25 protein-coding genes are annotated in these 25,772 nt (G+C 70.8%); 18 read left to right on the plus strand and 7 right to left on the minus strand.

Annotation, left to right across the window (positions count from 1 at the left end):
- Window positions 1–137: 137 nt before the first annotated feature.
- Window positions 138–1,094, plus strand: coding sequence for a LysR substrate-binding domain-containing protein (locus ACYVKZ_RS13135; RefSeq protein WP_460992731.1), 957 nt, complete (start codon window positions 138–140; stop codon window positions 1,092–1,094).
- Here the strand turns inward: ACYVKZ_RS13135 and ACYVKZ_RS13140 are convergent.
- Genes ACYVKZ_RS13140 through ACYVKZ_RS13150 form a run of 3 tightly spaced genes read right to left on the minus strand, consistent with a single transcriptional unit; the run spans window position 1,064 to window position 3,898 of the window.
- Window positions 1,064–2,359 (minus strand): NAD(P)/FAD-dependent oxidoreductase, encoded by a 1,296-nt coding sequence (locus ACYVKZ_RS13140; protein ID WP_460992696.1) that lies wholly within the window; start codon window positions 2,357–2,359, stop codon window positions 1,064–1,066. The genes ACYVKZ_RS13135 and ACYVKZ_RS13140 overlap by 31 nt on opposite strands.
- 3 nt (window positions 2,360–2,362) lie before the next feature.
- A complete protein-coding gene (locus ACYVKZ_RS13145) occupies window positions 2,363–2,686 on the minus strand; it encodes a 2Fe-2S iron-sulfur cluster-binding protein (protein WP_460992697.1) in 324 nt (107 codons plus the stop codon).
- A 12-nt stretch (window positions 2,687–2,698) separates the two neighbouring features.
- Window positions 2,699–3,898, minus strand: a complete 1,200-nt coding sequence (locus tag ACYVKZ_RS13150) for a cytochrome P450 (RefSeq protein ID WP_460992698.1) — start codon at window positions 3,896–3,898, stop codon at window positions 2,699–2,701.
- 88 nt (window positions 3,899–3,986) lie between these two features.
- Between ACYVKZ_RS13150 and ACYVKZ_RS13155 the strand changes: the two genes are divergently transcribed.
- From ACYVKZ_RS13155 to ACYVKZ_RS13190, 8 genes are all read left to right on the plus strand, one after another.
- Window positions 3,987–4,967, plus strand: a complete 981-nt coding sequence (locus ACYVKZ_RS13155; protein WP_460992699.1) for a LysR substrate-binding domain-containing protein — start codon at window positions 3,987–3,989, stop codon at window positions 4,965–4,967.
- Window positions 4,968–5,050: 83 nt separating this feature from the next.
- Window positions 5,051–5,989 carry an ABC transporter ATP-binding protein gene (locus ACYVKZ_RS13160; protein ID WP_460992700.1) on the plus strand — a complete coding sequence of 313 codons (939 nt, stop codon included), beginning with the start codon at window positions 5,051–5,053 and terminating at the stop codon, window positions 5,987–5,989.
- Entirely contained in the window at window positions 5,982–6,833 is an 852-nt protein-coding gene (locus ACYVKZ_RS13165) for an ABC transporter permease (RefSeq protein WP_460992701.1), read from the plus strand. The genes ACYVKZ_RS13160 and ACYVKZ_RS13165 overlap by 8 nt, the downstream gene beginning before the upstream one ends.
- Complete coding sequence (locus ACYVKZ_RS13170) at window positions 6,830–7,660, plus strand: ABC transporter permease (RefSeq protein ID WP_460992702.1); 831 nt, start codon at window positions 6,830–6,832, stop codon at window positions 7,658–7,660. Before ACYVKZ_RS13165 ends, ACYVKZ_RS13170 begins: the two co-directional genes overlap by 4 nt.
- 423 nt (window positions 7,661–8,083) lie before the next feature.
- The gene (locus ACYVKZ_RS13175) at window positions 8,084–8,608 is read left to right on the plus strand and encodes a hypothetical protein (protein WP_460992703.1); all 525 of its coding nucleotides are present in this window, start codon (window positions 8,084–8,086) and stop codon (window positions 8,606–8,608) included.
- 9 nt (window positions 8,609–8,617) lie between these two features.
- Window positions 8,618–9,463: an exodeoxyribonuclease III gene (locus ACYVKZ_RS13180; RefSeq protein ID WP_460992704.1), complete on the plus strand. Its 846-nt coding sequence runs from the start codon at window positions 8,618–8,620 to the stop codon at window positions 9,461–9,463.
- A gap of 4 nt (window positions 9,464–9,467) precedes the next feature.
- Window positions 9,468–10,511: a tryptophan--tRNA ligase gene (gene trpS / locus ACYVKZ_RS13185; protein WP_460992705.1), complete on the plus strand. Its 1,044-nt coding sequence runs from the start codon at window positions 9,468–9,470 to the stop codon at window positions 10,509–10,511.
- 4 nt (window positions 10,512–10,515) lie between these two features.
- Window positions 10,516–11,094 carry a 2'-5' RNA ligase family protein gene (locus ACYVKZ_RS13190; RefSeq protein WP_460992706.1) on the plus strand — a complete coding sequence of 193 codons (579 nt, stop codon included), beginning with the start codon at window positions 10,516–10,518 and terminating at the stop codon, window positions 11,092–11,094.
- 92 nt (window positions 11,095–11,186) lie between these two features.
- On the opposite strand, the gene ACYVKZ_RS13195 is transcribed toward ACYVKZ_RS13190, so the two are convergent.
- Genes ACYVKZ_RS13195 through sdhC form a run of 4 tightly spaced genes read right to left on the minus strand, consistent with a single transcriptional unit; the run spans window position 11,187 to window position 14,657 of the window.
- Complete coding sequence (locus tag ACYVKZ_RS13195; RefSeq protein ID WP_460992707.1) at window positions 11,187–11,969, minus strand: succinate dehydrogenase iron-sulfur subunit; 783 nt, start codon at window positions 11,967–11,969, stop codon at window positions 11,187–11,189.
- Window positions 11,969–13,756 carry a succinate dehydrogenase flavoprotein subunit gene (gene sdhA, locus ACYVKZ_RS13200; protein WP_460992708.1) on the minus strand — a complete coding sequence of 596 codons (1,788 nt, stop codon included), beginning with the start codon at window positions 13,754–13,756 and terminating at the stop codon, window positions 11,969–11,971. Before sdhA ends, ACYVKZ_RS13195 begins: the two co-directional genes overlap by 1 nt.
- Window positions 13,757–13,792: 36 nt before the next feature.
- A complete protein-coding gene (locus ACYVKZ_RS13205) occupies window positions 13,793–14,275 on the minus strand; it encodes a succinate dehydrogenase hydrophobic membrane anchor subunit (protein WP_310077272.1) in 483 nt (160 codons plus the stop codon).
- A gap of 1 nt (window position 14,276) precedes the next feature.
- Entirely contained in the window at window positions 14,277–14,657 is a 381-nt protein-coding gene (sdhC, locus tag ACYVKZ_RS13210; RefSeq protein WP_084249366.1) for a succinate dehydrogenase, cytochrome b556 subunit, read from the minus strand.
- Between the two features lie 251 nt (window positions 14,658–14,908).
- Between sdhC and ACYVKZ_RS13215 the strand changes: the two genes are divergently transcribed.
- From ACYVKZ_RS13215 to ACYVKZ_RS13255, 9 genes are all read left to right on the plus strand, one after another.
- Window positions 14,909–16,069 (plus strand): mannose-1-phosphate guanylyltransferase, encoded by a 1,161-nt coding sequence (locus ACYVKZ_RS13215; RefSeq protein WP_460992709.1) that lies wholly within the window; start codon window positions 14,909–14,911, stop codon window positions 16,067–16,069.
- Window positions 16,070–16,093: 24 nt separating this feature from the next.
- The gene (locus ACYVKZ_RS13220; RefSeq protein WP_460992710.1) at window positions 16,094–17,293 is read left to right on the plus strand and encodes an amidohydrolase; all 1,200 of its coding nucleotides are present in this window, start codon (window positions 16,094–16,096) and stop codon (window positions 17,291–17,293) included.
- Window positions 17,294–17,448: 155 nt separating this feature from the next.
- A complete protein-coding gene (locus ACYVKZ_RS13225) occupies window positions 17,449–18,567 on the plus strand; it encodes a BMP family lipoprotein (RefSeq protein ID WP_460992711.1) in 1,119 nt (372 codons plus the stop codon).
- Between the two features lie 144 nt (window positions 18,568–18,711).
- Window positions 18,712–20,283: an ABC transporter ATP-binding protein gene (locus ACYVKZ_RS13230; protein ID WP_460992712.1), complete on the plus strand. Its 1,572-nt coding sequence runs from the start codon at window positions 18,712–18,714 to the stop codon at window positions 20,281–20,283.
- Window positions 20,276–21,562 carry an ABC transporter permease gene (locus tag ACYVKZ_RS13235; protein WP_460992713.1) on the plus strand — a complete coding sequence of 429 codons (1,287 nt, stop codon included), beginning with the start codon at window positions 20,276–20,278 and terminating at the stop codon, window positions 21,560–21,562. Before ACYVKZ_RS13230 ends, ACYVKZ_RS13235 begins: the two co-directional genes overlap by 8 nt.
- Window positions 21,559–23,028: an ABC transporter permease gene (locus ACYVKZ_RS13240; RefSeq protein WP_460992714.1), complete on the plus strand. Its 1,470-nt coding sequence runs from the start codon at window positions 21,559–21,561 to the stop codon at window positions 23,026–23,028. The genes ACYVKZ_RS13235 and ACYVKZ_RS13240 overlap by 4 nt, the downstream gene beginning before the upstream one ends.
- Window positions 23,015–23,434 carry a cytidine deaminase gene (locus ACYVKZ_RS13245; protein ID WP_460992715.1) on the plus strand — a complete coding sequence of 140 codons (420 nt, stop codon included), beginning with the start codon at window positions 23,015–23,017 and terminating at the stop codon, window positions 23,432–23,434. Before ACYVKZ_RS13240 ends, ACYVKZ_RS13245 begins: the two co-directional genes overlap by 14 nt.
- An 18-nt stretch (window positions 23,435–23,452) precedes the next feature.
- On the plus strand, window positions 23,453–24,781 hold the full coding sequence (locus ACYVKZ_RS13250; protein WP_460992716.1) for a thymidine phosphorylase: 1,329 nt from the start codon (window positions 23,453–23,455) through the stop codon (window positions 24,779–24,781).
- 235 nt (window positions 24,782–25,016) lie between these two features.
- Window positions 25,017–25,751, plus strand: a complete 735-nt coding sequence (locus ACYVKZ_RS13255) for a DedA family protein (RefSeq protein ID WP_460992732.1) — start codon at window positions 25,017–25,019, stop codon at window positions 25,749–25,751.
- The last annotated feature ends 21 nt before the right edge of the window (window positions 25,752–25,772 follow it).

The following is a 25,772-nucleotide window of genomic DNA, read 5'->3' on the forward strand; positions in this document are numbered from 1 at the left end:
CCTGGCCCGTTCGGGCTCAGGCTCGGAGGTGGCGGTGTCACCATAGTGGCCGACACCACTTCCGTATGTAAACTTCAGAGATTCGCCAATATACTTTGAAGCAACTTATATAGCGGAGGTGAGCGTCCTTGGCAGACGTGACGCTGCGGCAGCTCGAGCTCTTCGCCGCCCTGCCGGACCATGACACGCTCAGCGCGGCCGCGGTCCGCCTGCACATCTCCGAGTCGGCGCTCTCGCAGGCCATCACGAGCCTGGAGAAGACTGTGGGGGAGCAGCTGTGCGTGCGCCGCAAGGCGCGCGGCCTCGCGCTCACTCCCGCCGGGCAGCACTTCGCGGTGCAGGCCCGCCGCATCCTCGCCGACACGCGCGAGCTCGTTCTCGATGCGCGCCGGGGCCAGGAGCTGCGCGGGCCCGTGAAGCTGGGATGCTTCGCGAGCTTCGCCACCAGCATCGTCCCCGCGCTCCTCGACGGCTTCCCGCGGCGGCACCCGGGGGTGGACCTCGAGATCACCGTGGGCACCAACGACGACCTGCTCCCGGCGCTCGACTCGGGACGCCTCGACGTCGCCATCATGTACGACATGTTCCTGCCCGTGGGCTACGCCCGGCGCGAGATCTACGCGACGGAGCTCGAGGCGCACCTGCACCCCGACCACCCCCTGGCGGCGGGGGAGGCCGTGGACCTCGCGGACCTCGCCGAGGAGCCGCTGATCCACTACGAGGCGAGTCCCAGCACCGTCAACACCGTGCAGGCCTTCGCCGCCCGTGGGCTCACGCCGACGATCGCGGCGCGGGTTCCGCAGATCATCCTCGTGGAGGCCCTCGTGGGCCGCGGCGTGGGCTACGGCCTGCTGATGTCCCGCCCCAACGTGCGGCCCGCGAGCGTCGAGGGCCTCCCGGTCGCGGTCCGGCGCCTCGACCCGCCCGCGACCCGCACCCACGTCGTGGCCATCTGGCCCGAGGACATGGTGCTCACCCCCCGCGCGGCCGCGCTCCTCGACTATGCGGTCGAGAAGCTCGGCTCCTACGGGCAGCCCGGGGAGCACGACGGCAGGTCCCCGGATCACGCGGGGACCGGCGCCGCGCGCGAATAGGCCTTCAGGTCGAAGGCCGGGTCGGCGGCGTCGTCCGGGGTGAGCTGCCGGCCCGCCCCGAGGAGGCGGCGCGCGGCCAGATGGTCCCCGGGGCTGTTGACGCTCTCCACGGCGACGAGCCGCGCCTCGGCGCCGGTGACGTCGAAGGCGAACACGGAGAACTTCCCCGAGGCCCGGTCGCCGCGCACCACGCGGTGCGCGTCGCCCCGGGAGAGCCCGGCGATCTGGACCTTCGTGGGGCCCTGGTGGCTCCAGAACCACGGCAGCTCGGCGTAGGGCCCGGCCGCGGCGCCGAGCAGCACGGCCGCGGCGTGCCGCGCCTGGTCGGTCGCGTTCTGCACCGACTCGAGGCGGACCCGGCGCCCCGCGTGCGCGCTCGGGAAGCTCGCGCAGTCGCCGATGGCGAGGATGCGCGGATCGGAGGTGCGCAGCGCGCCGTCGACCGTCACCCCGTCCCCGACCGCCAGCCCGGCAGCGGCGGCGAGTCCCACGGCGGGGGAGGCCCCGACGCCGACCACGACGACGTCGGCCGGCAGCTCGCGCCCGTCCGCGGTCGTCACCGAGGCCACCCGGTCGCCGCGGCCGGACGCGGCCGGGCGTGCCCGGAAGCCCGCCACCGCCGTGCCCAGCTCGAGCCGCACCCCATCCAGCGCGTGGCGCTCGGCGAGGAAGGCCGAGACCGCGGGGGAGACGGAGCGCCGCAGGGGACGCTCGGTGGGCGCCACCACGGTGACGTCGACTCCGCGGGCCCGGGCGGCGGCCGCGACCTCGAGGCCCACGAAGCCGGCGCCGACCACCACGGCGCGGCGGGCCCCTTCGAGCCCGGCGCGCGCCCTGGCCGCGTCCTCCAGCGTCCGCAGGGACACGATGCCCGCGAGGTCCTCGCCCGGCACCCCGAGGCGGCGGTTGTCGGCCCCCGTCGCGAGCACGAGCGCCGAGTACGCGATGCGCTCGCCGGTGTCCGCCACGACCTGGCGAGCCCCGGGGTCGATGCGCTCGGCGGCGACTCCCCAGAGGGCGCGCACGCCGGCGTCGTCGAAGAAGCCCTCGCCGCGCAGCGGCAGGGCCTCGGGCGCACCGGAGGCGGCGATGAAGTCCTTGGACAGCGGCGGCCGCTGGTACGGCCGGGCCGACTCGCGGGAGAGGAGCGTGATGGCCCCCGTGTAGCCGCCTGCGCGGAGCGAGTCGATGAGCTGGACGCCCGCGTGGCCGGCGCCGACTACCACGACGCTGTCCGCCGGGCCGAGGGGAGGCTGCTGGACCATCCGCTACACCTGGCCCGCGGGGACGTCGACCACGAGGGCGTCGAGGGTCCCGCAGGAGATCTGGCAGCCGAGGCGGCTGCGGGCCGCATCGCGGGGGGTCGAGGTGCACTCGAGCATCTCGTCCTCGTCCTCGCCCATCGGGGGGAGGACGTCGAGGAAATCGGGGCGGACCAGGACATGGCAGGTGGCACACATGGCCTGGCCGCCGCACTCGCCGACGATCCCCGGGACCCCCGCGCCGACGGCGGCGCGCATCGCGGAGGTGGCGGGCTGGACGTCGAGGACGGTCTCGGTGCCGTCGGGCTGGATGTAGGTGATGGTGGGCATGGTCTTCCTTCCTCAGTTCCAGGCCACGGGGAGCTCGAGCATGCCGCGGAAGACCCAGCCGCCCTCGCGGGCCGGCCGGTCGGCGAGCCGCAGGCGCGGCAGGGCGTCGAAGAGCCGCGGGAGGGCCACCTGGGCCACGGATGTGCGGGCCACCCAGGTGCCGGCGCAGAAGTGCGTGCCGCCGCCGAAGGCGAGGTGGGGCTTCTTCTCGCGGTTGAGGTTGTACGCCTCGGGGTCCTCGAACTGCTCCGGGTCGCGGTTCGCGGCGCCGATGACGACGCCGAGCCGCGCCCCTGCGGGCAGGCCCGCCCCGCCGAGTTCCACCGCACGGGTGGTCTGGCGCGGGTACATCCCGATCGGCGCGACCCAGCGGACGGCCTCCTCGAACGCGGTGGGCCACAGGGCGGGGTCGGCGAGGACCTGGGCGAGCTGGTCCGGGTTGGACAGGAGGGCCCACACGGCCGTGCCGAGCACGTCGCGGGGCTCGTTCAGGCCGCCGCCGATCGTCATCTTCATGTTGGCCCGGATGGCCTCGACCGGCAGGCCGGCGTTGACCACCGCCGAGAGGAGGGTCGCGTCCGGATCGGCCGTGAGCACCGGGATGAGCTCGTCGATCGCGGCGTCCACCTCGGCGCTGGAGGCCGCGGACTTGGCCCACACCTCCGCGTCGTCGGCGTAGTTGCCGGTGCCGTCGATCATGGTCTGGCTCCAGCGCTGCAGGTCCTCCTGCGTGGCGTTGCGGAAGCCCATGATCTCGCGCAGGTTCTCGGCGGCGAAGGGGGCGGCGAAGCCCAGGTGCAGGTCGGCCCCCGGGCCGGCCGCGGTGAAGTCGGCGAGGTACTTCTCGGCGTTCCTGGCGAAGACCGCCGTCCACGTCTCCTTGATGGCCTTGGGCCGCAGCACCGGCCCGTACGCCGCGCGGTCCACCTGGTGCTCCGGGTCGTCCTTGCGCAGCATGGAGTGGCCCATGGAGCGCTTCATGAGCGAACCCTCCTCGTCCGCCGAGAACGTGTCGGCGTCCTGCTCGATCCGGTGGCAGGCCTCGAAGCTCGTCACGAGGTAGCGGCCCACGGCCGGCACCCACGCGACCGGCGACTCGGCGCGCAGCCGCCGGTAGATGGGGTAGGGGTCGGCGTAGAGGTCCTCGAGGCGGACCCAGTCGGCGACGGGGGCGCCCAGGTCGGCGGGGGCGGGGGCTGGCTGAACGGTCATGGCTCCGAGTGTGGCGCAGGCCATAAAGGCAGGTAAAGTTCAAAAAAGCTCGATATTAGACAACTTCTTCTTCACAAGGAGGTGCGCCATGGGAGGGCCGACGGGACGCGCCGAGGAGGCGGCCGGCGTCGTCCGCATCCCGAGCCGGTTCACGCTGCGCCAGCTCGGCTACCTCCTGGCGGTCGCGGACGCGGGGTCGATCAGCGCCGCGGCGCAGCGGCTGCACGTGACCCAGACGGCGGTCGGCTCTGCGCTCAGCGACCTCGAGCGGGCCCTCGGTGCCCAGCTGCTCGTGCGCCGCCGCGCGCACGGCGTGGTCCTCACCCCGGCCGGCGCCTACGTCCGCGACCACGCCCGCGAGCTCCTCGCGGGCGCCGCGGACCTCGAGCTCTCCGCGCTCGACGCCGGCGCGACCCTCCGCGGGCCCGTCGCCCTGGGCTGCTACTCCACGCTGGCCGTGACCCTGATCCCGCCCATCCTGGCGGAGTTCGGCCGGGCGCACCCCGAGGTCCAGCTGGACTTCGTCGCCGACCAGCAGGCCCCGCTCGAGGAGGCGCTGCTCGCCGGGGAGCTCGACGCGGCCCTGCTCTACGACATGAACCTGCCGCAGGGCCTCGAGGCGCGGACCATCGCGGAGGCCCGCGTGTACGCGCTCCTGGGCGCGGACCACCGGCTCGCCGGCGCCCGCACGGTCACGTTGGACGCGCTCGCGGAGGACCCGCTCGTGTTCCTCGACCTGCACCCCAGCGGCGAGCACACCCTGTCCGTGTTCCGGGCCGCCGGGGTGGTCCCGCGCATCCGCTACCGCACCACTGACTTCGAGCTCACGCGCTCGCTCGTGGGCCGCGGCCTGGGCTATGCCCTCCTGGTCCAGCGCCCGGCGCGGGACGAGACCTACGAGGGGCTTCCCGTGGTGCCCGTCGAGATCACCCCGGCCCCGGCGCCGGTCCGGGTGCTCATGGCCTGGAATGCCGCCGTGCGGCCCACCCGGCGGGCCAGAGCCCTCATGGAGTTCATCGCCGGCCAGAGCGCCGGTGGGGGAGGCTCGGGAGGCCCTTCCCCATTGTGAAAGACTCGTTGCGGAATGTGGCCGACAGTACTAGGCTGCGACCTGTGTCACATTCCGCTCTTGTAACTGCCGGGGGGTCAGCCGTGGGTGAGGCAGACAGGCGGACTGTCATCCGCGCCGAGGAGCTCGTGAAGGCCTACGGCGAGTTCCGCGCCGTCGACGGCATCAGCTTCGAGGTGCCCGCCGGCGAGTCCTTCGGGCTCCTCGGGCCCAACGGGGCCGGCAAGTCGACCACCATGCGGATGATCGGCGGCGTCACCCAGCGCACCGCCGGCACGCTCGAGATCATGGGCCTCGACCCCGAGCGCCAGGGTCCGGAGGTCCGCGCGCACCTCGGCGTCGTGCCGCAGCAGGACAACCTCGACGAGGAGCTGCGGGTCCGGGACAACCTCATCGTCTACGGGCGCTACTTCGGGCTTCCGATGGACTACCTGCGCCAGCGCGCCGACGAGCTGCTGGCCTTCGCCCAGCTCGAGGACAAGGCCACCGCAAAGGTCGATTCGCTCTCCGGCGGCATGAAGCGCCGCCTCACGATCGCCCGCTCGCTCGTCAACGAGCCCAAGATCCTGCTCCTCGACGAGCCCACCACGGGGCTGGACCCGCAGGCCCGCCACGTCCTGTGGGACAGGCTCTTCCGCCTCAAGGAGCAGGGCGTCACGCTCGTGCTGACCACCCACTACATGGACGAGGCCGAGCAGCTGTGCGACCGGCTCATCGTCGTGGACAAGGGGCGCATCATGGCGGAGGGGTCTCCCGCGGCGCTCATCCGCGAGCACTCGAGTCGGGAGGTGCTGGAGGTGCGCTTCGGCGCCGAGCGGAACGCCGCCGTCGTCGGCCAGCTCGAGGGCGTCGGCGAGCGCGTCGAGGCGCTGCCCGACCGGGTGCTCGTCTACGCCGCGGACGGGGAGCGGGCGCTCGAGCTCATCCGGGCCCGCGGGCTGCACCCCCTCACCTCGCTCGTGCGGCGCGCCTCCCTCGAGGACGTCTTCCTCCGCCTGACGGGACGGTCTCTCGTTGACTGAGGCCGCGCCGGCCCGCCTCGCCGCGCATGCCCCCGACGTCTCGGCCGCGAAGGCCCGGCGCTGGGGCTCGTTCTACTTCGCCGAGCACATGCTCCACGGCATGCGCGCCTACCTCGTCACGATCGTCGTCACGAGCGTGGGCAACCCGCTGCTGTACCTGTTCTCGATGGGGGTGGGGCTCGCCTCGATCGTTGACAGGAGCGCGGGCGGGGCCCGGGCCGCGTTCGACGGCGTGGGGTACCTCGCGTTCGCCGCCCCGGCCCTGCTCATCTCGAGCGCCGTCATGACCAGCGCGAACGAGATGATGTTCCCCGTCATGGACGGCTTCAAGTGGCGGCGCGTCTACTTCGGCCCGCACGTCACCCCGCTCGTGCCCGGGCAGCTTGCGGCCGGGCACATCATGGCCGTCGGCGTGCGGCTCACCGTCCAGTGCCTCGTGTTCTTCCTCATCATGCTCGCCTTCGGCGCCGCGCCCGGTCCCTGGGCGTGGCTGCTCGTGCCGATCGGCGTGTTCGCCGGGATGGCCTTCGGGGCCCCGCTCATGGCCTACTCGGCGCACATCGAGTCGGAGAACTTCCAGTTCTCCATGATCCAGCGCTTCATCGTCATGCCCCTGTTCCTGTTCTCCGGCACCTTCTACCCGCTCGCCACGATGCCGGTGGGCATGCAGTGGATCGGCTGGATCTCGCCGCTGTGGCACGGGAACGAGCTCGGCCGCATGGCCTCCTACGGGCTGAGCCAGCCGGGCTGGCTCGTGGCGGTGCACGTGCTGTACCTGGGCGCGCTCGGTGCCGTGGGCATCTGGTGGGCCCGCAGGAACTACGCGAAGAGGATGGGCAAGTGAGCGCCCTGACCGACGAGGACTACGAGATCACCGCCAGCGGCCGGCCCCTCGGCGCCCTGTACGCGGGCAACGCGCGCGCGGTGATCGAGCGCGGCTTCCGCGTCATCAAGAGCCAGAACTGGATCATCCTCGTCTCCGGGTTCTTCGAGCCCGTCTTCTACCTGCTCTCGATGGGGATCGGGCTCGGCAGCCTCGTCGGCAACGTCACCGGCCCCGGCGGCGCGCCCATCTCCTACGCCGCGTACATCGCGCCGGCGCTCCTGGCGGTCTCGGCCATGAACGGCGCCATCTACGACTCGACGTGGAACGTGTTCTTCAAGATGCACTTCGGCAAGCTCTACCAGGGCATGCTCTACACATCCCTCGGCCCGCTCGACATTGCCATGGGCGAGATCTTCATGGCCCTGTTCCGCGGCTTCCTCTACGCGCTGGGCTTCACAGGCGTCATGGGTGTCATGGGCCTCATCACCACGCCGTGGGCGCTCCTGCTCGTGCCCGCCTCTGTAATGGTCGCCTTCGGCTTCGCGTCTTTCGGGATGGCCATCACGAGCTACATGAAGACCTTCCAGCAGATGGATCTGATCACGTTCGTCATGCTGCCCATGTTCCTGTTCTCGGCGACGTTCTACCCGCTGTCTGTCTATCCCGCACCGGTGCAGTGGATCGTGCAGGCGTTCCCCCTGTGGCACGGCGTGGAGCTCATGCGCCAGATCAGCATCGGGGTCTTCACCCCGGCCACGGGCGTGCACCTGCTCTACTACGCGGTCATGATCCTCGTGGGGGTCGCGTTCACCACGCGCCGGCTGCGCTCCCTCTTCCTGCGCTGACCCCCCACCCGCCGTCCCGTTTCGGGTACGCATCTCGTCGCCCTTTGGGGGTTTCGGGTGCGCATCTCGTCGCCCTTTGGGGGTTTCGGGTGCGCACGACGCCGGGTGCCCTGCCCGCGCGGGCCGGACGCCCGCCGTGGTCCGCGCCACCCTCGTCCCCGAGATGGGGAAGACGCGACGAGATGCGTACCCGAGATGGGGAAGACGCGACGAGATGCGTACCCGAGATGGGGAAGACGCGACGAGATGCGTACCCGAGATGGGGAAATCGCGACAAGATGCGTACCCGAAACGGCAGGAAGGGCGGGGAGGGCGGCAGGACCGGGCCGGGGAGGGCGGCGGCAGGACCGGGCCGGGGGAGCAGGGCGGCGAGGCGAGCGGGCGCGGCGGGCGGCAGTGCGGGCGTCTGGGAGAATGGACCGCATGCAGAGCATCGGCCACCAGAACACGTCCCCCCAGTCCGACGGCGCCCCGGCAGGCCGCCGCGGAGGCCTCAAGGTCGGCGCGCTCGGCCTGTCGGTCCTCGTGCTCGCGTTCCTCGTGGCCGTGATCTTCGCAGCGAACCAGAACGAGGTGATCGGCTGGATCGTGGCCATCGTCTCGTTCGGCTGGCTGGTCTTCGCGCTGTTCGTCTTCACCACTGTGCGCACCGCGGGCCGCAAGGCGCAGGAGCGCTTCGAGCGGGCCGCCGAGCAGCTCACCGGCCGCGCGCCGTCGGTCGCCGGCGGCGAGGCCCGCTCGGTCGACGAGGTCCGCGACCTCAAGCTCGACCACTCCTTCAAGATCATCCAGGTGCAGGAGCGCGTGATCCGCGAGAACCTCGGGGGCGACCGCGAGATGGTGGACCGGGCCCTCGAGACGATCCAGATCACCGCCGCCAACGCCCGCGACATGCTCCGTCCTGACGACGGCACGCCCCTCACCGGGACCGTCATCGACGAAGGGTAGAGTGGCTAGGTGACTTCCCCCGAATCGGCCCCGAAGGGTGGGGCCCTGCGCATCGCGACCGTCAACGTCAACGGCCTCCGCGCCGCGTGGCGCAAGGGCATGCCGGAGTGGCTCGGGACGCGCGAGGTGGACATCCTCTGCCTGCAGGAGGTCCGTGCCCCCGACCCGATCGTCCACGAGTACTTCGACGGCTGGCACGTGCTGCATGCCGAGGCCGATGCGAAGGGCCGGGCCGGAGTGGCGATCGCCTCCCGCGAGGCCCCCACGGAGACGAGGATCGGGATCGGCGACGACTACTTTGCCACCGCAGGCCGGTGGGTCGAGGCCGACTTCGCGCTCGAGGGCGGCCGCCAGCTGACCGTGGTCAGCGCGTACGTGCACTCGGGCGAGGCGGGCACCCCCAAGCAGGACGACAAGTACCGCTTCCTGGACGTCATGCTCAAGCGGCTGCCGGAGCTCGCCGAGATGAGCGACTACGCGCTCGTGGTCGGGGACCTCAACGTGGGCCACAGCCCGCTGGACATCCGCAACTGGAAGGCCAACCAGAAGCGCGCCGGGTTCCTCCCCGAGGAACGGGCCTACTTCGACCGGTTCTTCGGCACCGAGATCGGCTGGAAGGACGTGCACCGCGATCTGGCCGGCCAGGTCGACGGCCCTTACACCTGGTGGTCCCAGCGCGGCAAGGCGTTCGACAACGACGCCGGGTGGCGCATCGACTACCACATGGCCACGCCGTCCCTCGCCTCCGTGGCGCGCAACGCCGTCGTCGACCGGGCGAGCGCATGGGACACCCGATGGTCCGACCACGCCCCGCTCGTCATCGACTACCAGCTCCAGAACCCCGGAAGTGCCTGACCCCATGACTGCTCCTGCTCCCGCCCGCCAGCGACTCCTCTCCGGAATGCAGCCCTCGGGCGACTCGCTGCACCTCGGCAACTACCTCGGCGCCCTCGTCAACTGGGTCAATCTCCAGGACCAGTACGAGTGCCTGTACTTCATCCCCGACCTGCATGCCATCACGGTCCCGCACGACCCCGCGGAGCTCCTGCACCGCACGCGGCTGACGGCGGCGCAGTACATCGCGGGCGGGATCGACGTCGAGCGCTCCACGCTGTTCGTGCAGTCGCACGTGCCCGAGCACGCCCAGCTCGCGTGGGTCCTGACCTGCCTCACGGGCTTCGGCGAGGCGTCCCGCATGACCCAGTTCAAGGACAAGGCGGCGCGCCATGGCCACGACGCCGCCAGTGCGGGCCTGTTCATGTACCCGATGCTGATGGCCGCCGACATCCTCCTCTACCGGCCCTACGGGGTTCCCGTGGGCGAGGACCAGCGCCAGCACCTCGAGCTCGCGCGCACCCTGGCGCAGCGCTTCAACACCCGCTTCGGCGAGACCTTCGTGGTCCCGGAGGCGCTCATTCCGCCGACCTCGGCGAAGATCTACGACCTGCAGAACCCGACGGCGAAGATGTCCAAGTCCGCGGAGTCGCCCAACGGCCTGATCAACCTCCTCGACGACCCCAAGGCCACGGCGAAGAAGATCAAGTCGGCCGTGACCGACGCCGAGACCGTGGTCCGCTTCGACCGCGAGGCCAAGCCGGGCGTCTCGAATCTCCTCTCCATCATCTCGACCATCACCGGCGAGGACATGGACTCTCTCGTGGCCTCCTACGAGGGCAAGATGTACGGCCACCTCAAGGCCGACGTGGCTCAGGTCGTGGTGGACGCCGTCGCCCCCATCAAGGCACGCACCGAGGAGCTCCTGACCGATCCCTCGGAGCTGGACCGGCTGCTGGCCCGCGGCGCCGCCAAGGCCCGCGAGATCGCGTCGCGCACGCTCGCCGACGTCTACGAGCGCGTCGGGTTCCTCCCTGCCCTCGCCCCGGCGGCAGCGGCCGTCGGCTGAGGCCATGCCGGGATTCGAGGACGGCGCGATCGAGGACGCAGCGGGTACACCCGGAGGTGCAGACCGGCCGCTCGTCGGGGTGATCCTGGGGTTCCCCGACACGGTGGCCCAGGAGCTGCGCGCCTGGCGTGCCTCCTTCGGGGACCGGATGGCCGAGGTCATCCCGGCCCACATCACGCTCGTGACCACCACCGAGACGTCCGACTGGGGCGCCGCGGCGCGGCACGTGCGCGCCGTGGCCGCCCGGGCCCAGCCGTTCACCGTGCGGCTGCGGGGCACGGGCACCTTCCGCCCCGTCTCGCCCGTGGTGTACGTCAAGGTGGATGAGGGCTTCGAGGAGTGCGTCAGCCTGCACCGCGAGCTCCAGCGGGGCCCGCTTGCGCGCACCCTGCCGTTCCCGTACCACCCCCACGTCACGGTGGCGCACGACCTGCCGCCCGAGCGGCTCGACGAGGCGCAGAACGGGCTCGAGTCCTACAGCGCCTCCTTCACGGTGGGCAGCATGGGGCTGTACGAGCACGACGCCGACGGCTTCTGGCAGCTGCGGGAAGAGCTCAAGTTCGGCGGACGCGAGAAGGCCTGAGCGCGCGGCCCGGGAGGGCACACAGAGGGGCGCCGCCCGTCCTGACCTCCTCAGAACGGGCGGCGCCCCTGTATTTCCCGGGCGGCGGTCCGCTACATCTTGCGGGCCAGAATGGCCTGCTTGACCTCAGAGATCGCCTTGGTCACCTGAATGCCGCGGGGGCAGGCATCGGTGCAGTTGAAGATGGTGCGGCAGCGCCACACGCCTTCCTTGTCGTTGAGGATCTCGAGGCGCATGTCGCCGGCGTCGTCCCGCGAATCGAAGATGAAGCGGTGCGCGTTCACGATGGCGGCGGGCCCGAAGTACTGCCCGTCGGTCCAGAACACCGGGCAGGACGAGGTGCACGCCGCGCAGAGGATGCACTTCGTGGTGTCGTCAAAGCGCTCGCGCTCCTCGGCGGACTGGAGTCGCTCCTTGGTGGGCACGTGGCCCTTGGAGACGAGGAACGGCATGATCTCGCGGTAGGACTGGAAGAACGGCTCCATGTCCACGATCAGGTCCTTCTCGACCGGCAGGCCCTTGATGGGCTCTACCTCGATCGGCTTGGACGTGTCGAGGTCCTTCAGGAGGGTCTTGCAGGCGAGGCGGTTGCGGCCGTTGATGCGCATGGCATCTGAGCCGCACACGCCGTGGGCGCACGAGCGGCGGAACGACAGCGAGCCGTCGTGCTCCCACTTGACCTTGTGGAGGGCATCGAGGACACGGTCGGTGCCGTACATCGTCAGTCGGAACTCGTCCCAGGTCGACTCCTCGGAGACCTCCGGGTTGTAGCGGCGCACACGCAGCGTGACATCGAACGTGGGGATCTCGCCCCCGCCGCCCACGCTCGCGGGCAGCTCGACCTTGGACGCTGGCTCAGCGGTTGAGGCGGTCATCAGTACTTACGCTCCATCGGCTCGTAACGGGTGAAGACAACGGGCTTCGTGCCGAAGCGCAGGCCCTTGATGCCCTCGGTTTCCGCGGCGTCGTCCTTGTAGAGCATCGTGTGCTTCATCCAGTTGGCGTCGTCGCGATCGGGGAAGTCCTCGCGGTAGTGGCCGCCGCGGGACTCCTTGCGGTGCAGCGCAGCAACGGTCATGACCTCGGCAAGGTCCAGCAGGAAGCCGAGCTCCACAGCCTCGAGGAGGTCGAGGTTGAAGCGCTTGCCCTTGTCCTGGATGCCGATGTTCCGGTACCGCTCGCGGAGCTTCGTGATGTCCGCAAGGGCCTGCGCGATGGAGTCCTTGGTGCGGAACACCTGCATGTTCGCATCCATGGTTTCCTGCAGGTCGGCGCGGATCGCCGCGATCCGCTCGGTGCCGGCCGCGTTGCGGACGGTGTCGAGCAGTGCGACGGTCTCGGCGGCCGGGTCCTCCGGCAGCTCCACGAACTCGGCGGTCTTGGCGTACTCGGCGGCGTTGATGCCCGAGCGCTTGCCGAAGACGTTGATGTCGAGCAGCGAGTTGGTGCCGAGGCGGTTCGAGCCGTGGACGGACACGCACGCGACCTCGCCGGCGGCGTACAGGCCGGGGACCACGGTGTCGTTGTCCTGCAGGACCTCGCCCTTGATGTTCGTCGGCACGCCGCCCATGATGTAGTGCGCGGTCGGGAAGACCGGCACGGGCTCCGTGTAGGGCTCGACGCCGAGGTAGGTCCGCGCGAACTCCGTGATGTCCGGCAGCTTCGCATCGATGTGCGCCGGCTCGAGGTGGGTGAGGTCCAGCAGCACGTAGTCCTTGTTCGGACCGGCACCGCGGCCCTCGCGCACCTCGTTGGCCATCGAGCGGGCCACGATGTCACGGGGGGCGAGGTCCTTGATGGTCGGCGCGTAGCGCTCCATGAAGCGCTCGCCCTCGGAGTTGCGCAGGATCGCGCCCTCGCCGCGGGCCGCCTCCGAGAGGAGGATGCCCAGCCCCGCGAGGCCCGTCGGGTGGAACTGGATGAACTCCATGTCCTCGAGCGGGATGCCGCGGCGGAACGCGATCCCCATGCCGTCGCCCGTGAGGGTGTGGGCGTTCGAGGTCGTCTTGAAGACCTTGCCGGCGCCGCCCGTGGCGAACACGACGGCCTTGGCCTGGAAGACGTGCAGCTCGCCCGAGGCGAGGTCGTAGCTCACGACGCCGGCCACGCGCTTCTGCTTGAACGGGGTGCCGTCCTCGCGGGTCGCGTCCTCCTCCACGACGAGCAGGTCGAGCACGTAGTACTCGTTGTAGAACTCGACGTTGTGCTTGACGCAGTTCTGGTAGAGCGTCTGGAGGATCATGTGGCCGGTGCGGTCGGCGGCGTAGCACGCGCGCCGGACCGGGGCCTTGCCGTGGTCGCGGGTGTGGCCGCCGAAGCGGCGCTGGTCGATCCGCCCCTCCGGGGTGCGGTTGAACGGCAGGCCCATCTTCTCGAGGTCGAGGACCGCGTCGATCGCTTCCTTGGCCATGACCTCCGCCGCGTCCTGGTCGACGAGGTAGTCGCCGCCCTTGACCGTGTCGAAGGTGTGCCACTCCCAGTTGTCTTCCTCGACGTTGGCGAGGGCCGCGCACATGCCGCCCTGGGCGGCTCCCGTGTGCGAGCGGGTGGGGTACAGCTTGGTCAGCACGGCCGTACGGGCCCGCTGGCCGGCCTCGATCGCTGCTCGCATGCCGGCGCCACCGGCGCCGACGATCACCACATCGTATTTGTGGACCTGCATGCTGTGAAGCTCCATTTCTTGCGGGGGATCCGCTGGTTACGAGGCGGGGCAGTAGTCGGCGACCGTGCGGACACCGTTGACCACCGGGCACGGGTCGAAGGTGAAGATCACCAGGGTGCCGAGGATCACGATGATGGCGCTGGCCGCGAAGAGGACCGCCTTGAGCCAGAAGCGGACGGAGTCCCGCTCGGCGTAGTCGTTGATGATGGTGCGCACGCCGTTGGTGCCGTGGAGCATCGCGAGCCAGAGCATGGCGAGGTCCCAGAACTGCCAGAACGGGCTGGCCCACTTGCCGGCGACGAAGCCGAAGTCGATGCCGTGGACGCCTTCGCCGACCATGAGGTTCACGAAGAGGTGGCCGAAGATCAGGACGACCAGGACGATGCCGGACAGGCGCATGAAGAGCCAGCCGATCATCTCGAACTGGCCCTTGGGGCCGCCGGTGCGCTTGTACTGCGGGGCGATCCGGCCGGTCACGGAGGTGCTGCGCGGCTCGCGGATTTCAGGTGCTGTGGTCATGTCAGTGGGCTCCCAGCGCGAGTGAGAGGTGGCGGATGGCGAAGCCTGCGAAGACGACGACCCAGACGATGACGACCGTCCACAGCATCTGGCGCTGGTACTTGGGTCCGTTCTTCCAGAAGTCCACGAGGATCACCCGCAGGCCGTTGAATGCATGGAAGAGGATGGCTGCGACGAGACCAGTCTCGCCGAGGGCCATGAGCGGGTTCTTGTATTCGGCGATGACCGCCGTGTACACCTCGGGGGACACACGCACCAATGAGGTGTCCAGGACGTGCACCAACAAGAAGAAGAAGATGACGACGCCGGTGATCCGGTGTACGACCCACGACCACATGCCTTCACGGCCGCGGTACAGGGTGCCAGCTGGTTTTGTCGGCACTGAATAAACCTCCCTGCGGGCACCGGCGCCCGCATGGGGCCCATGCGGAGGGGGCAACCGGTGCGGAGTGGCCCTGCTGTACGAAGGGCGCGCTCACCTAGTCAGAATCCAGCCTAAATCTAGGCTTCGCCCACAGCTTACTCAAATAGCCCTCTGGGGCATGTTAATGCAGTGGGGATTGTCACAGTGACCCCCCTTGCGGTCTGCGGTCCACCGTGATCGGGCCTCCCGCTCCACTAGAGTGGGGGGCGATGACAGACAAAACTGCCCCCGTCGCCGGCCCTGCGCCCGCACCGCATGATCCGCTCGAGAAGTTCGTCGCGGTGATCCCCGCGGGCGGCGTGGGCACTCGGCTGTGGCCCCTCTCGCGCGCCGCGGCGCCCAAGTTCCTGCACGACCTGACGGGCTCCGGCAGCACCCTCATCCGGGCCACGTACGACAGGCTGACCCCGCTGGCCGGGCATCGCTTCCTCGTGGTCACCGGCGAGGCCCACCGCGCCGCGGTCTGCCGCCAGATTCCCGAACTGGACTCCGCCAACCTCGTTCTGGAGAGCGAGCCGAAGGACTCCGGGGCCGCGATCGGGCTGGCCGCCGCGATCCTGTACCGCCGCGACCCGGCGACCATCATGGGCTCCTTCGCGGCCGACCAGGTCATCAGCCCGGACGCCGTCTTCCAGGCCGCCGTCCGCGAGGCGATCCTCACCGCTGCCTCCGGCGAGCGCGGCAAGATCGTCACGATCGGCATCGAGCCGACGCACCCCTCGACGGGTTTCGGCTACATCCGGGGGGGCGAGGCGCTCGACGTGCCCGGCGCACCGAGCGCGCGCGCCGTCGTGGAGTTCGTGGAGAAGCCCAACCTCGAGGTCGCGGAGAAGTACCTCGCCTCCGGCGAGTACCTGTGGAACGCGGGCATGTTCGTCGCGCCCGTCGCCCTCATGCTCGAGCACCTCGAGGCCAACCAGCCCGAGCTCCACGCCGGCCTGACGGAGATCGCGGAGGCCTGGGACACCCCGGCCCGCGACGAGGTCGCCGCCCGCGTGTGGCCGACGCTGCCGAAGATCGCGATCGACTACGCCGTCGCCGAGCCTGCAGCCGCCGCCGGGGACGTCGCCGTCGTGCCCGGAGCGTTCCGCTGGGACGACGTCGGCGACTTCGCCGCCATCGGGCGGCTCAACAGCGCCCGCGAGGCCGAGCGCGTCACGGTGCTGGGGGAGGGCGCCCGCGTGTTCACGGAGGATGCCAGCGGCATCGTGGTCTCGGACACGAAGAGGGTCATCGCGCTCATCGGCATCGAGGACGTCGTCATCGTCGACACGCCGGACGCCCTCCTCGTGACCACGACGGAGCATGCCCAGAAGGTCAAGAACGCCGTCGCCGGGCTGAAGGCGAGCGGGGACCTCGACGTCCTCTGAGGACGGTGACGCTAGAGTGAACAGGTGCGAAACTACACGACGGAGACGAAGCCCACGCCCCTTGTAGGCCCTCGTCTCGAGGCGTTCCTGCCAGAGCTGATCGAATTCCGCCGGGACCTCCACTCGCACCCCGAGCTGTCCTTCCACGAGTACCGCACCACCGACAGGATCGTGGCGCGCCTCGAGGCGGCCGGGCTCACGCCGCGCCGGCTCGAGGGCACGGGCGTCGTCGTCGACATCGGCACCGGCCCGATCGCCACCGCAGTCCGTGGCGACATCGACGCCCTGCCGATCATCGAGGAGACGGGCCTGCCGTTCGCCTCGCGCAACCACGGCGTGACCCACGCCTGCGGCCACGACGTCCATACGACGGTGGCCCTGGGGGTCGCGCTGCTCCTCGCCGAGATCGACGGGGAGACCCCGCTCGACGGCACGGTGCGGATCCTCTTCCAGCCGGCGGAGGAGACCATGCCCGGCGGAGCCCTGGCCTGCATCGGCCAGGGGGTGCTCTCCGGCGTGCCGCGCATCATGGCGCTGCACTGCGACCCGCGCATCGACGTCGGCAAGATCGGCACCCGCATCGGCCCCATCACCTCGGCCTCGGACACGATCCGCATCCAGCTCACCGGCCGCGGCGGCCACACCTCGCGCCCGCACCTGACCGAGGACCTCGTCTTCGCGCTCGCGCAGATCGCGGTCAACGTGCCCGCGGTCCTCTCCCGGCGGGTGGACGTGCGCAGCGGGGTGTCCATGGTCTGGGGCCAGATCTCCGCCGGTGCCGCGCCGAACGCCATCCCGGCCACCGGCTCCATGTCCGGGACCATGCGCTGCCTCGACCGCGACGCCTGGCACAGCGCGGGGGAGCTCCTCGACGAGGTCGTGCAGCAGGTCGCCGCTCCGTACGGGGTCGAGGTGAGCCTCGAGCACATCCGCGGGGTGCCCCCTGTGGTGAACTCCGAGCACGAGACAGCGCTCCTTGAGGCCGCGGCGCGCGCCGAGCTGGGGGAGAACGCCGTGGTGCTCACGCCCCAGTCCATGGGCGGGGAGGACTTCGCCTGGTTCCTCTCCGAGGTCCCCGGCTCGATGTTCCGGCTCGGAACCCACACCCCCGGCGGCGAGGAGTACGACCTCCACCGCGGCGACTACGTGGTCGACGAGGCTGCGATCGGCTACGGCGTCCAGGTCCTCGCGGCAGCCGCCCTCCGGAGCCTGCGCGACCTCTGAGGTTGGTAACGAATCACCAACGATTCCGGCGGCCGCCGCCAGCGGCCGGTGTGTGAAGGAATCGTTTCGAGTACCCTAGTGCGCTGTACCACACGCCCGGCGGGCCCTCTTGGGCCCCGGCGGCTGAGGATTCTCTCGTCCACCTGGAGGACCACTTGAACCGCTTCCGTACCCCCTTTTCCCGAGCCGGCGTCACGGGCGCGGCGCTCGCGGCGGCCACGGCGCTCACGCTCGCAGGCTGCGGCTCTGCCCCGCCCACGTCGAGCTCCTCGGGCGGCTCCTCGGCGCAGGCCTCCAACTACCTCGGCTGCATGGTCTCCGACTCGGGCGGCTTCGATGACAAGTCGTTCAACCAGTCGGGCTACGAGGGCCTCCAGAAGGCGGTGAAGGACCTCGGCATCCAGGAGAAGCACGTCCAGTCGAAGGCGGACACCGACTACGACCCCAACCTGCGCTCGATGGTCCAGGCCGGCTGCAAGCTCACGGTCACGGTCGGCTTCCTGCTCGGCGACGCGACCAAGAGCATCGCGACGGCGAACCCGAACAGCCACTTCGCGATCATCGACTACACCGACCCGACCTTCCCCAAGAACGTCAAGCCGATCGTGTACGACACGGCGCAGGCGGCGTTCCTCGCCGGCTACTTGGCTGCGGGCGTCTCCAAGAGCGGCAAGGTGGCCACGTTCGGCGGCCTCAACATCCCGACGGTGACGATCTTCATGGACGGCTTCGCGGACGGCGTGAAGTACTACAACCAGAAGAAGGGCAAGAACGTCCAGGTCCTCGGCTGGGACAAGGACAAGCAGGACGGTACCTTCGTGGGCGACTTCAAGTCGGTCGACAAGGGCAAGGTCCTCACCCAGGGCTTCCTCCAGCAGGGCGCCGACGTGGTGCTCCCCGTGGCCGGCGCCGTAGGCCCCGGGGCTGCTTCCGCGGTACTGGACGCCAAGAACGCAGGCCAGGACGCGAAGCTCATCTGGGTCGACTCGGATGGCTACCTCACCGCCCCGGACTACAAGTCCGTCATGCTGACCTCGGTCCAGAAGACGATGTCCACCGCCGTCGAGTCGGTCATCAAGGACGACCTGAACGGCAAGTTCGACGCCACCCCGTACGTCGGCACGCTCGACAACGGCGGCGTGGCCCTCGCCCCGTTCCACGACCTCGACTCGGCGGTCCCGGCGGAGATGAAGAGCGAGCTCGACCAGCTCAAGAAGGACATCATCTCGGGCTCGGTCAAGGTCGAGTCGAAGTCCAGCCCGGTCTCCAAGTAGCGACAGCACGTTTCCATCCAGCGCCCGGCCCACGGTGCTCCATGCATCAGGCCACCCAGTGCCGCCCGCCGCTCGCCGGCCGGGCGGCGCTGGCGTGCCGGGGAGCAAGCTGGTCACACCTCATCCCAGGGGACGGTTCCCGCAGTGAAACTCGAACTCCGCGGTATCACGAAGCGCTTCGGCTCGTTCGCCGCCAACGACCACATTGACCTCGTCGTCGAGGACTCCCAGATCCACGCGCTCCTCGGCGAGAACGGCGCCGGCAAGTCGACCCTGATGAACGTCCTCTACGGCCTGTACGAGCCGACGGAGGGCGAGATCCTGGTGGACGGAAGCCCCGTCACCTTCCGTGGTCCCGCAGACGCCATGGCGGCCGGGATCGGCATGGTGCACCAGCACTTCATGCTCGTGCCGGTGTTCACGGTGGCCGAGAACGTGGCCCTCGGCGCCGAGAGCACCAGGGCCGGAGGCTTCCTCGACCTCGACGCGACCCGGGCGAAGGTCCGCGAGATCTCCGCCCGCTACGGATTCGACGTGGACCCCGACGCCCGCATCGAGGACCTCCCTGTGGGCGTGCAGCAGCGGGTGGAGATCATCAAGGCCCTCGTCCGTGACGCGAAGGTGCTGATCCTCGACGAGCCCACCGCGGTCCTGACCCCGCAGGAGACGGACGAGCTCCTCGCGATCATGGCCGAGCTGAAGGCCTCGGGCACCTCGATCATCTTCATCTCCCACAAGCTGCGCGAGGTCAAGGCCGTCGCGGACGTGATCACGGTGATCAGGCGCGGGCGCGTGGTCGGCGACGCCCCGCCGTCGGCCGCCCCGGCCGAGCTGGCCACCCTGATGGTGGGCCGGCCGGTCAGCCTCACCCTCGACAAGGCGCCGGCCCAGCGCGCGGAGACCACCTTCTCGGTGCGGGACCTGACCCTCGTGGCCCCCACCGGGCAGCGGATCGTGGACCGGGTTTCCTTCGACATCGCCCAGGGCGAGATCCTGGCCGTCGCGGGCGTCCAGGGCAACGGCCAGACCGAGCTGACGGAGGCCATCCTCGGCCTCCACCGGCACGTCACCGGATCCGTGACGCTCGACGGCAGGGAACTGCTCGGGCGCAGCGTCAAGCAGGTCCTCGAGGCAGGGGTGGGCTTCGTCCCCGAGGACCGCTCGCACGACGGCCTCGTGGGCGCCTTCAGCGTCGCCGAGAACCTCGTCCTGGACCTCTACGACCGCCCCCCGTTCGCCCGCGGGCTCGCGATGAGCCCGGGCCGGGTCGCCGCCCAGGCCAAGGAGAAGATCGAGGAGTTCGACATCCGCGCGGGCTCGCCCGACGCCCCGGCATCCTCGCTCTCGGGCGGCAACCAGCAGAAGGTCGTCATGGCGCGCGAGCTCTCGCGCCCCCTGCGCCTGTTCATCGCCTCGCAGCCCACCCGCGGCGTCGACGTGGGCTCGATCGAATTCCTGCACCGCCGGATCCTCGCCGAGCGGGACCACGGGACCCCGGTCATGATCGTCTCCACCGAACTGGACGAGATCATGGAGCTCTCGGACCGCATCGCAGTCCTCTACCGCGGACGCCTCATGGGAATCGTCAGCGGGGACACCCCCCGCGACGTCCTCGGCCTCATGATGGCCGGCATGGACGCCCGGGAGGCCGAAGCCGCCGCCGCCGAGGCCCGCCACGCTGGCGGCGAGCACACCACAGGAGAGACACATGGCTGACGTGCAGAACGCACCCGACTCGGCCCAGGCGCCCCAGCCTGTGCCGACCCCACCGCCCGCCGCCCCCGCGCACGGGGCAGGGGAGACCCTGCTCCGCCGGATCGCCACCGGCAGCCCGATGGTGTCCCTGCTGTCCATGGTCCTTGCGATCGTCATCGGCGGGATCCTCATGGCGGTGACCAACCCCAAGGTCGCCACCGCGGCGGGCTACTTCTTCGCGCGGCCCTCCGACACCATCACCGAGGTCTTCCGCCCGTACGCCGCACTGGTCCAGGGCTCGGTCTTCAACTGGCAGGGCGCAGACCTCGCCGCGCAGCTCTACCCGCTTGCTGAGACCCTCACCGTCTCGACCCCGCTGATCCTCGCGGGCCTGGGCGTGGCCCTGGCGTTCCGCGCGGGCCTGTTCAACATCGGCGCCCAGGGACAGCTCATCTTCGGGGCCCTGTTCGGCGCCTACGTCGGGTTCGCCTGGCACCTCCCGTTCGGGCTGCACCTCCTCGTGGTGATCGTGGCCGGGATCGTGGGCGGCGGCATCTGGGGCGGGATCGTGGGCCTCCTCAAGGCCCGCACCGGCGCCCATGAGGTCATCGTGACCATCATGTTCAACTACATCGCGAGCTTCCTTCTCCTGTTCCTGCTCACCACGCCGGCCTTCCAGCGCAAGGGCTCGACCAATCCGATCTCCCCGTTCCTGGACGCCTCGGCCCTGTTCCCGGAGCTCCTGGGCCCGCAGTTCCGCCTGCACGCGGGCTTCATCCTCGCCATCCTCGTCACGTGGGCCGTGTGGTGGATCCTGTCCCGCTCGACCCTCGGGTTCGAGTTCCGGGCGGTGGGGGCCAACCCCAACGCCGCGCGCACGGCGGGCATCAACGTGGGCCGCTCCACCGTCGTCGTCATGGCACTCGCCGGCGCGCTCTCCGGCCTCGCCGGCATCGCCCAGGTGTCCGGCACCGAGAAGTACCTCTCCGGCGGCGTGGCAGCCTCGATCGGCTTCGATGCCATCACCGTGGCGCTGCTCGGAAGGTCGACCCCGTGGGGCACGTTCTTCGCGGGCCTGCTGTTCGGCGCATTCCGGGCCGGCGGCGTCTCGATGCAGGCCGTCACCCAGACGCCGATTGACATCGTCCTGGTGATCCAGTCGCTCATCGTCCTCTTCATCGCCGCGCCGCCGCTCGTGCGGGCGATCTTCGGCCTCCGCCCGCGCAGGCGCGAGCGCCGCCGGCCCGGGCCCCCCACCCCCACCCCGGCTGCACCTGCCGAGAGCGGAGCCGCATCATGAGCACCACTGCAGCGGCCCCCGCCCCGCAGGACACCCGGCCCGGCCCCGCCGCCGCGCCGGTGTCCCGCAAGGCGCCCATCGGCCTCAGCCTCCTCGCCGTGGTCGGCACGGTCCTGTTCGGCGCGCTCTCGGGCAGCAAGAGCGCCTCGTTCGGCCTCGTCGACGCCGGGCGGGAGGCCTCCGGGCTCGCCGCATGGCTCGCGCTGGCCGCCGCGCTCGTCGCCGCGGCCTGGCTCGGGTACCTCCGGTTCAGGCGCCCCCGCGCCGGACGCGCGCCCGCCCGCTGGACCACCGCCGCCCTCGCCGCCGCGGCCGTCGTCTTCCTCCTGGCCCTCCTGGGCGTCGCCGGCGTCACCGTCATCACGGTGAGCTCGCCTGTCGTGGGATGGCTCGCCTCGGCGGTCATGCTCGCCGGCGCGGCCTACTCGGTGTGGCTCACGTCCGCGCGGCGCACGACGCCGGGCTGGGTCGGCGCCGTCTTCGCGGTCGCCTTCCTCGTGGGCTTCCTCGTGTGGATCGTGGCCGGCGGCCGCGACCAGACCCCGTTCATCTCCCTCGCCGGCCTGCTCGCGGGCGCCGTGACGCTCTCGGTCCCGCTCGTGTTCGGCTCCCTCTCCGGGGTCCTGTGCGAGCGCTCCGGAATCGTCAACATCGCGATCGAGGGCCAGCTGCTCATGGGCGCCTTCAGCGCCGCGGTCGGCGCGACCCTCGCGCACAACGTGTACGTGGGCCTGGTCGCGGCGGCGGTGGCCGGGGCGCTCGTCTCCCTGGTGCTCGCGCTCGTGAGCATCAAGTACCTCGTGAACCAGATCATCGTCGGCGTGGTCCTCAACGTGCTCGTGGTCGGGCTGACCAACTTCCTCTTCTCGACCCTGCTCACCGAGGACCCCGACGGCCTCAACAAGCCGCCGCACCTGGGGAACATCGAGATCCCGATCCTGGCCGACGTGCCGGTGATCGGGCCGATCCTGTTCCGCCAGTCGCTCGTTGGCTACCTCATGTACATCGCCGTCATCGTGGTCTACGTGGGCCTGTTCCACACCCGCTGGGGCCTGCGCGTGCGCGCCGTCGGGGAGCACCCGCAGGCGGCGGACACCCTGGGCGTGAACGTGAACCGGACCCGCTTCTGGAACACCATCCTCGGCGGGGCCGTCGCCGGCATCGGCGGCTCGTTCTTCACCCTCGTGGCCGTGGATGCCTTCAGCAAGGAGATGTCCGCCGGCCGCGGCTACATCGCGCTCGCCGCGCTGATCTTCGGGCGCTGGAACCCGATCGGGGCCTTCCTGGCCTCCCTCCTGTTCGGCTTCGCCGACAACCTGCAGAGCATCATCACCATCATCGGCTCGCCCGTCCCGAGCCAGTTCATGGCCATGCTCCCGTACGTCGTCACGGTCTTCGCCGTGGCCGGCCTCGTCGGCCGCTCGCGGCCGCCGGCCATGGAGGGGATCCCGTATGTCAAGCAGTGAGCCGGCCCAGCCGGAGGCCGGGGTCGACTGGGCGGCCCTCACCGCGGCGGCCACGGACGCCATGCGGACGGCCTACGCGCCGTACTCCCGCTTCCCCGTCGGCGCCGCGGCGCTGACTGACGACGGCCGGATCGTCACCGGCTGCAACGTCGAGAACGCCTCCTACGGGCTGACGCTCTGCGCCGAGTGCACGCTCGTGGGCCAGCTGCGGCTCGGCGGGGGCGGGCGGATCGCGGCCTTCGCCTGCGTCGACGCCGCCGGCACGGTGCTCATGCCCTGCGGCCGCTGCCGCCAGCTCCTCTACGAGTTCCGTGCGCCCGGGATGGTGCTGCTCACCGTCAGCGGCGTGCGGACCATGGACGAGGTGCTCCCCGATGCGTTCGGGCCGCAGAACCTGCAGAACTGATCCGACGGAAGGACACCAGTGACCACCTCCGGAAACGGGGCACGTGCCGCGGAAGCGCACGACGCCGTCGACGTCATCCGGGCGAAGCGCGACCGGCGCGAGCTCAGCGACACCCAGATCGACTGGGTCATCGACGCCTACACGCGCGGGGCCGTCGCGGACGAGCAGATGTCCGCGCTCGCCATGGCGATCCTCCTCAACGGCATGACGCACCGCGAGACCGCCCGATGGACGACGGCGATGATCGCCTCGGGCGAGCGGCTCGACTTCTCCTCCCTCCGAAGCCGCTCCGGCGGACAGCGGCCCACGGCCGACAAGCACTCGACCGGTGGGGTCGGGGACAAGATCACGCTCCCGCTCGCACCCCTTGTGGCCGTGTTCGGGGTGGCCGTCCCGCAGCTCTCCGGTCGCGGCCTGGGCCACACGGGCGGCACCCTGGACAAGCTCGAGTCCATCCCCGGCTGGCGCGCGTCCCTGAGCAACGAGGAGATGATGGCCCAGCTCGACGACGTCGGGGCGGTCATCTGCGCCGCCGGGGCGGGCCTCGCCCCGGCGGACAAGAAGCTCTACGCGCTGCGCGACGTCACCGGCACGGTGGAGGCGATCCCGCTCATCGCCTCCTCGATCATGAGCAAGAAGATCGCCGAGGGGACCGGCGCGCTGGTCCTCGACGTCAAGGTCGGCTCGGGGGCATTCATGAAGGACACGGCCAGCGCCCGCGAGCTCGCCGAGACGATGGTGGCCCTCGGCCAGGACGCCGGGGTGCGCACCGTGGCGCTGCTGACCGACATGGAGACGCCGCTAGGTCTCACCGCCGGGAACGCGATCGAGGTCGAGGAGTCCCTCGAGGTCCTCGCCGGCGGGGGACCGGAGGACGTCGTGGCCCTCACGGTCCGGCTGGCCGAGGAGATGCTCGAGGCCTCGGGCGTGCAGGGCGACCCGGCGCAGGCGCTCCGGGACGGCCGGGCCATGGACGTGTGGCGCCGCATGATCGCCGCCCAGGGCGGCGACCCGGACGCCCCGCTCCCGCGCGCCAAGGAGTCGGAGACGGTCTACGCCCCGGCGGACGGAGTCCTCGTGGGCCTCGACGCGCTCTCGGTCGGCGTCGCCGCGTGGCGGCTCGGCGCCGGCCGGGCGCGCAAGGAGGACGCCGTCCAGGCCGGAGCCGGCGTGCGGCTGCATGCCAAGCCCGGCGCGACCATCCGCGCCGGCGAGCCGCTCATGACGCTCCTGACCGACACCCCTGAGCGCTTCGGCCGCGCCCGCGAGGCCCTCGAGGGCGCGGTCATGATCGCTCCCGAGGGGTCCCGCCCGGGCCGCCCGCTGATCCTCGACCGCATCGCCTAGCGCCCGGCGGCCGGCCCCCGGGGCCGGCCCCGACCCGCCCCGACCCGGCGCCCGGCCCGGTCCCCGGCGGCCGGCCCGGTCCCCGGCGGGCGTCTCCGCCCGGGGGAGGGCCGGCGTCGTCCGCGGGGAGGAGCGCCGCCGCGGCGATGTAGGGCCTTTGGACGGATGGCCGCCCGGGCCCGCGCATGGGACACTGGAGGAGGCCCAGTTTCCGGAGGAGCACTACCGCATGTCGTTGACCTTCATCGATCACGCGATCCTCCATGCTGCGGGCCAATGGTGGATCTACCCGATCCTCCTCATCTTCTTCTTCATTGACGGCTTCGCGATGATCGTGCCGAGCGAGACGCTCATCGTGGCGCTCGCCGCGTACTGGCGCCATTCGGGGGAGCCGAATCTGTGGATCCTCGGCGCCACCGCGCTCATCGGGGCGATGGCCGGGGACAACGTGGCCTACCTCCTCGGGCGCAGGATCGGCACCGACCGGTGGAAGTGGATGCGGCGTCCGCGCGTGCAGAAGGTCTTCGGCTGGGCCCGCCACGAGCTCGACAAACGCGGCGCCGTGCTCATCTTCACGGCCAGGTACATCCCCTGGGGCCGCGTGGCGGTCAACTACGTCTCCGGCAGCACCGGGTTCCGGCACCGCACCTTCTTCTGGCTCGACGCGTTCGCGTGCCTCACGTGGGTGGGCTACTCGCTGGGCGTCGGCCTGCTCGCGAGCTCCTTCCCGTGGCTGCACCACAACCCGCTGCTCAGCGTGGTCGTCGCCGTCGCGTTCGCCCTCGTCCTCGGCGTGCTCCTCGACCACAGCATCACGGTCTTCCACCGCTGGCGCGACACGGTCGACGCCCGCCGTGCGGCCGCCGCGGCCACTGCGGAGCACGAGCGCGAACTCGGCCTGCGGCCCCACGAGGCCGCCGACGACTACTCGCCGCGCGACCGCGAGGCCACGCCCACCCCGGGGGAGTGAGCTCCCCGGTGGCCTGGCGCC

This window comes from Sinomonas soli (genome assembly GCF_054782415.1).

Bases quoted from the DNA above. Each gene is read 5' to 3' on its own strand.
- ACYVKZ_RS13150 (WP_460992698.1), bottom strand. From the start codon at position 3,898: ATGACCGTTCAGCCAGCCCCCGCCCCCGCCGACCTGGGCGCCCCCGTC.
- ACYVKZ_RS13195 (WP_460992707.1), bottom strand. From the start codon at position 11,969: ATGACCGCCTCAACCGCTGAGCCAGCGTCCAAGGTCGAGCTGCCCGCG.
- sdhA (WP_460992708.1), bottom strand. From the start codon at position 13,756: ATGCAGGTCCACAAATACGATGTGGTGATCGTCGGCGCCGGTGGCGCC.
- ACYVKZ_RS13245 (WP_460992715.1), top strand. From the start codon at position 23,015: ATGTCAAGCAGTGAGCCGGCCCAGCCGGAGGCCGGGGTCGACTGGGCG.
- ACYVKZ_RS13240 (WP_460992714.1), top strand. From the start codon at position 21,559: ATGAGCACCACTGCAGCGGCCCCCGCCCCGCAGGACACCCGGCCCGGC.
- ACYVKZ_RS13190 (WP_460992706.1), top strand. From the start codon at position 10,516: ATGCCGGGATTCGAGGACGGCGCGATCGAGGACGCAGCGGGTACACCC.
- ACYVKZ_RS13205 (WP_310077272.1), bottom strand. From the start codon at position 14,275: ATGACCACAGCACCTGAAATCCGCGAGCCGCGCAGCACCTCCGTGACC.
- ACYVKZ_RS13145 (WP_460992697.1), bottom strand. From the start codon at position 2,686: ATGCCCACCATCACCTACATCCAGCCCGACGGCACCGAGACCGTCCTC.
- ACYVKZ_RS13215 (WP_460992709.1), top strand. From the start codon at position 14,909: ATGACAGACAAAACTGCCCCCGTCGCCGGCCCTGCGCCCGCACCGCAT.
- trpS (WP_460992705.1), top strand. From the start codon at position 9,468: ATGACTGCTCCTGCTCCCGCCCGCCAGCGACTCCTCTCCGGAATGCAG.
- ACYVKZ_RS13235 (WP_460992713.1), top strand. From the start codon at position 20,276: ATGGCTGACGTGCAGAACGCACCCGACTCGGCCCAGGCGCCCCAGCCT.
- ACYVKZ_RS13140 (WP_460992696.1), bottom strand. From the start codon at position 2,359: ATGGTCCAGCAGCCTCCCCTCGGCCCGGCGGACAGCGTCGTGGTAGTC.
- ACYVKZ_RS13175 (WP_460992703.1), top strand. From the start codon at position 8,084: ATGCAGAGCATCGGCCACCAGAACACGTCCCCCCAGTCCGACGGCGCC.
- ACYVKZ_RS13155 (WP_460992699.1), top strand. From the start codon at position 3,987: ATGGGAGGGCCGACGGGACGCGCCGAGGAGGCGGCCGGCGTCGTCCGC.